This window comes from Rhizobium sp. RU33A, from assembly GCF_900156055.1.
GTDB lineage: Bacteria > Pseudomonadota > Alphaproteobacteria > Rhizobiales > Rhizobiaceae > Allorhizobium.
The window spans coordinates 1-6,022 of record NZ_FTMQ01000019.1; the positions used below are offsets into that span (position 1 = coordinate 1).

General features: G+C 63.7%; 4 protein-coding genes. All 4 read left to right on the plus strand.

What is annotated here, in order from left to right:
• On the plus strand, positions 1 to 771 hold a 771-nt coding region (locus tag BW978_RS23040; protein WP_139330655.1), incomplete at its 5' end, for a calcium-binding protein.
• A gap of 63 nt (positions 772 to 834) precedes the next feature.
• On the plus strand, positions 835 to 2,556 hold the full coding sequence (locus BW978_RS23045) for a type I secretion system permease/ATPase (protein ID WP_076398607.1): 1,722 nt from the start codon (positions 835 to 837) through the stop codon (positions 2,554 to 2,556).
• Positions 2,557 to 2,560: 4 nt separating this feature from the next.
• Positions 2,561 to 4,654: a calcium-binding protein gene (locus BW978_RS23050; RefSeq protein ID WP_076398611.1), complete on the plus strand. Its 2,094-nt coding sequence runs from the start codon at positions 2,561 to 2,563 to the stop codon at positions 4,652 to 4,654.
• Positions 4,655 to 4,716: 62 nt separating this feature from the next.
• Positions 4,717 to 6,021 (plus strand): HlyD family type I secretion periplasmic adaptor subunit, encoded by a 1,305-nt coding sequence (locus BW978_RS23055; protein WP_076398613.1) that lies wholly within the window; start codon positions 4,717 to 4,719, stop codon positions 6,019 to 6,021.
• Position 6,022 lies beyond the last annotated feature (1 nt).

Here is a 6,022-nt window from a genome sequence, read left to right on the forward strand (position 1 = left end):
GGTCAGGGCGGCTCGGACATTCTGCGTGGCGAGGACGGCGACGATGTGGTGTCGGGCGGTGACGGCAATGACGTCATCAATGCCGGGCTCGGCGATGACGAGGTGCATGCCGGCGGTGGCAACGACATGGTCTTCGGTGGGGCCGGTTCCGACCTGATCTTCGGCGATGCCGGCAATGACGTGATCGAGGGTGGAGCAGGCGACGACCGTGTCTGGGCGGGTGCCGGTGACGACACTGTCATTGCGACGCTGAATGACGGCAACGACGTCTATTACGGAGAAGACGGCACCGACACGCTGGACTACGCAGCGACCAGCGCCAACCTGACGGTGGATCTCGGCAATGGCTTCAACCAGCGCGGCTCGGTGAGCGGCGGGACGACGGGCTCCGATACCTTCTACGGCTTCGAGAACTTCATCGGCGGTTCCGGCCACGATGCGATCGTCGCCTCGTCTGCGGTCAACGTCATCGATGGCGGGCTCGGTGACGACGTCTTCAAGTTCACCTCGGCAGCCAATGCGAATGGCGACACGATCTACGGCTTCCAGACCGGCGACCGGATCGACTTCTCCGGCATGGGTGCGATGAAGCTCGAAGCCGGCCAGACCATCGATGCGATCGGCGACGTGACCATCACGCATGAGATGCGCGACGGCGAAGAGTTCACGGTGATCAGGGGCAATACGCAAGGGGACAATGCGGCAGACTTCGAACTCTCGCTGCAAGGCCGCCACAACCTGACGATCAACGACTTCCTCGGCGTATCCTGAGGACGACATGGCAGCACTGCCGGCCCGCCCGGGCCGGCAGACAGATGTTGAGTGGGGGAAGCCATGAACAAGCAGTCAAGCTACAAACTGTCCGGTATCGGCCTCGTGACGGGCTTCGTCTTCGGCCTTTCGGGCATCATCAACATTCTGGCGCTGACCGGCGCCTTCTACATGCTGCAGATCTACGACCGGGCCCTGACCAGCGGCAGCGTGCCGACCCTGATCTGGCTCTCGGTGATCGCCGTCGGCCTCTACCTGTTCCAGGGCCTGTTCGACATCCTCAGGTCCCAGATGCTGGTGCGTTTCGGTTCGAATGTCGATCGCCAGATCGCGCCGCTCGTGCACCGTGTGGTGATCGACATGCCGCGCTTCGGCTATTCCTCGGCGGAAGCTTCTGAGCGCGGCCGCGACGTCGATACGGTCCGCTCGTTCCTGTCGGGCGCGGGCCCGGTCGCTCTCTTCGACCTACCCTGGATCCCGGTTTACCTGGTCTTCGTATGGATGCTGCATCCGGTGCTCGGAATGATGACACTGGGCGGCGCGCTCTTCCTCGCATGCCTGACAATCGCGGCAGAGCTTCTCTCGCGCCGCCACGCCAAGGAGATGACGCGGGCCGCGATCCAGCGCAACAATGTCTCGGACAATCATGTCCGCAATGGCGACATCCTCCATTCGATGGGCATGACGGACCGCGCGATCGACCGCTTTGAAAGCGCCAATCGCCGTCATCTCGATACCCAGACCGCCACCTCCGACATCGCAGGCACCTTCGCCGGCATCTCCAAGGTCCTGCGCATGATGCTGCAGTCGGCGACCCTCGGCCTTGGGGCTTATCTGACGATCCAGGGCGAGATGTCGGCCGGTGCGATCATCGCTTCGTCGATCGTCACGGGCCGGGCGCTCGCCCCGGTCGACCAGGCGATCGCCCAGTGGAAGGGCGTGATCTCGGCCAGACGCTCCTGGTCGCGCATCAAGGACACGCTCGCCGTTCTCGACCGGCCGCCGACGCAGTTCGACCTGCCGGCGCCGAGCGAGGACCTTGTCGTCGAAGGCATGACGACGGTTGCCCCCACGACCGGCACCGTGCTTCTGAGCGACGTCTCCTTCAGGCTTTCGGCCGGTCAGGCCTTGGCGCTGATCGGTCCGTCCGGCGGCGGCAAGACCACGCTCGCACGCTCGCTGCTCGGCATCTGGCCGCTGCTGCGCGGTTCGGTCAGGCTCGACGGCGCCGATCTCAAGCAGTGGCCGACCAGCTTCTTCACCGAGAATGTCGGCTATCTCCCACAGGAAGTGGCCCTTCTCGACGGCACGGTCGCCGACAATATCGCCCGTTTCGATCCGGATGCCGATTCCAAGATGATTTTCCGGGCCGCACGCGCCGCCGGCATTCACGATCTGATCGTGCGGTTGCCGAACGGCTACCAGACCCAGATCGGACCGAGTGGCCAGTCGCTCTCGGCCGGCCAGCGGCAGCGCGTCGCGCTTGCCCGCGCGCTTTACGGCGATCCCTTCCTTGTCGTGCTCGACGAACCGAACTCCAACCTCGATGCCGAGGGCGAAGAGGCGCTGATGAAGGCGATCGTCAAGGTGCGCGAACGCGGCGGCATCGTCGTCATCGTCGCGCATCGCCCGAGCGTGCTCCAGGCCGTCGACATGGTCGGCGTGGTCCAGGGCGGCAAGCTCGTCTCCTTCGGTCCAAAGGAGGAGATCATCAAGGTGCCCGCCAACACCTCCGAGAAGAAGTCCTTGCGACCGGCAATGACCCTCTCGGTTGCAGCGGAGTGAGACCATGAGCCTCTCCACGATCGATCATGACGACAGTCTGAAGCTCGGCCATGGCGATGCCCAATCGGCCAAGGCGCCGGCGCGCAAGTTTGCTCTGCCCGACACGCCTGATCGCACGCTTTGGTCGCCGGGCATCTTCGCCGTGCTCTCCATGGGGCTCGGCGCCTATCTCGGGCGACTGCGCGAGATCGTCAATCCGGCGCCCAATGCACAAGCGCCGGACGAACGGAAGACCGTGGCTCTCGACGACGGCACGACAGCACCGGTTGAGGATGCGCCCGAGGCCGGGCTGGACATCGCTGCCTTCTGGCAGGAGATCCAGCGGGCTTATGAAGATGTTGTCGAGCAGATCGAACAACCACGCCGGCTCTACTCCTCGATCCGTTACAACGCCCAGGACTTTATGCTGGAAGGCGGTTATACCGACCGGCCCTTCCAGGGTGTGTCGATCGACGTCGCTGCCAACGGCTTCCGCTTCCTGGCGCCAAGCGTGGCCAAGCCGAAGTTCTCCGGCTTCAGCCTGCCCAGTGCTGCAAACGATACCCCGGCCGCTGGTCAGGCGGCAGACGGCAACAGAAACACGCCTGATGACGGCGGCCTGCCGATCGATACCTCGACCGGCGGGGGCTCCTCGAATGGAGGCACTTCCGGGAACCCGCCGGCGCTGACCAATCGGGGCCCCTTGTCCCGTGGACCGATCTATCTGGGAACGGGCCTCGTCAACCTGTCGATGCTCCTGATGTGGGCCGACCTTGCGCGCGCAGCCGTGGATCCGGACGGCGATCCGCTGACGATCTCCGCCATCCGTGCGACATCGGGCGAGATCCGCGCCTATGGCGACGATGCCTGGATCTATATCCCCGAACGCGACAGCCAAGGACTGGTGAACCTCACCTTTACCCTGAGCGACGGCAAGGCGTCGGTCCAGGGCCAGGGCTTTCTCGATCTGCGTGCACATGCCGACACCGAGATCACCGGAACCGATGGCGACGACATTCTCCTTGGCACGCCAGGCAAGGATCTGATCGATGCCGGCGCCGGCAACGACACGGTCTATGGGCGCGAATCCGACGACCTGATCCTCGGCGATGCGGGTGACGACGTGCTGATCGGTGGCGAAGGCCGCGATGTCATCCATGGTGGTGATGGCGATGACCGCATCTTCGGCGGCGATGGCGACGATGTTCTGTTCGGCGACGCCGGCAACGACATGCTGTTCGGCGAGGCCGGGCGCGACACACTGATGGGCGGCGACGGGCAGGATATTCTGTCCGGTGGTGACGGCGACGACCGGCTGTTCGGCGAGGCCGGAGATGATGTCCTGTCAGGAGACGCGGGCAACGACGTGCTGGACGGCGGAACTGGCCACGACACGCTTGCCGGTGGTGCCGGCGATGACGTCATGGTCGGCGATGACGGCAACGACGTGTTCGTCGCGGGTGTCCAGACCGTTCTGGAAGAGCGCAGTCTGACGCAGATGCCGATGGACGCGCCGACACCCGACATCGATGATGGCGACGACGTCATCCATGGTGGCGAAGGCCAGGATACCTATGACGCATCGTCGGCGACCATGACGGTCGGGATCGATCTCGAGGCGGGCGTCGCCATGGGCGAAGAGATCGGCCATGACCGCCTGACCTCCGTTGAGAATGCCGTCGGCGGGGCCGGCGACGACACGATCGCCGCAAGCTCTGCCGTCAACATTCTTTATGGCCGCGGCGGTCAGGACAGCTTCGTCTTCGGCTCGGTCGCTTCAATCAGCAATTATGGCGCGGGCCATGACGAGATCCGCGACTTCGACGTCGGCGACAAGGTGGATCTCTCCAAGCTGGAGCGGGAACTCGGCCGGCTCTACTTCGACGATGGCGAGAGCACGCTCGAGCTCGACCGCCACGATCACAAGACCCTGGTCAAACTCTACAAGAAGATGATCGACGACGACGATGCGGGCCATCAGGTGCTGCAGCTCGTGACGGACATCGACGGTGATCAGGACTACGAGATCGTCATCATCAGTGCGCACGACCTCGATGAAGACGACCTGATCCTGACGGCATTCCATCTCCCGGGCCAGGTCGAGGGCCTCGTGGCCTGATCTGAACCGCGTCATCGGCACCGCTTCGGGCCGAAACTGTAAACTGCGTAAGGGGACACACCATGACACAGCGCCTTGATGACAAGAACAGCCAAGTCTCGCTCTCCGGCAAGGGGCTGAAGGGACGCATGCTCGCAGCGACCATACTCGGGCTTGCCCTGACGGTCGGGATTGGCGGCTGGGCCGCCCAGGCGAAGCTCGCCGGCGCCGTGATCTCGCAGGGCGAACTCGTCGTCATCGGCGAGACCAAACAGGTCCAGCATGTCGATGGCGGCACGATCATCGAGATCCCGGTGAAGATAGGCTCTCTGGTCGACAAGGGCGACGTCGTCCTGCGCCTCGACGACACGCAGCTGCGCATCGAGCTCGGTATCGTCACATCGCAGGTCGCCCAGCTGAAGGCGATGCGGGCGCGCCTCGTTGCCGAGCGCGACGGTAAAAACGTCCTGTCCTTCGACGGCCTCGATCTCTCCCCGGACATCACGCGGGAGGAAAGCAAACTGTTTGCCGAGAACCGGGACATGCGGGCAAACCAGAAGCAGCAGATCGAAATGCAGATCTCGCAGCTGGGCAACCAGATCGACGGCTTGAGAGAACAGGAAAAGGCGAACCACTCCGAGAGCGAACTGCTTGCCGAAGAACTCGCCATGCAGGAAGGTCTTGTGCAGAAGGGCCTCGCCAAGGCCGCCGAACTGCGCGGGCTTCGCCGCCAGATGGTTCGCATCGAGGGCACGATCGGCGATCTTCTCGCCCGTGTTGCCGAAGCCGAAGGCCAGATCAGTGAACTCAAGGTCCGACTGATGTCGGTCGACCAGACCAGCCGCACGGAGCTGCAAAAGGAGATCGTCTCGGTCGAAGCCAGGCTCACCGAACTTGAGCAGCGCGCCCTTCAGCTCACCCACCGGCTCGATCGCACGGTGGTCAAGGCGCCGGAAAGCGGCACGATCTACGACCTGCAGGCGCATACCGTCGGCGGCGTTGTCGCACCGGGCCAGGTGATCATGGCCATCGTACCTGCCAACAGCGAACTCAACGTCCACGTCAAGGTCGCCCCCACCGACATCGATCGTGTCTTCGTGGGCCAGACCGCGCGCATGCGCTTCACCGCCTTCAATCGGCAGACCACGCCGGAAATCGTCGGCGCCGTTGACATGATCCCGGGTGCCACCATCGTCGACAAGGCAACAAACCTGCCCTTCTACAAGACCAGCGTCACCTTCTCCCCGAACGACCTCGGCGACCTCGCAACCAAACTCACACCCGGCATGCCCGTCGAAGTCTATATCGAAACCGAGGAACGAACCGTCATCTCATTCCTCGCGAAGCCATTCACAGACCAGATCACCAGGGCGTTTAGAGAAGAGTGAC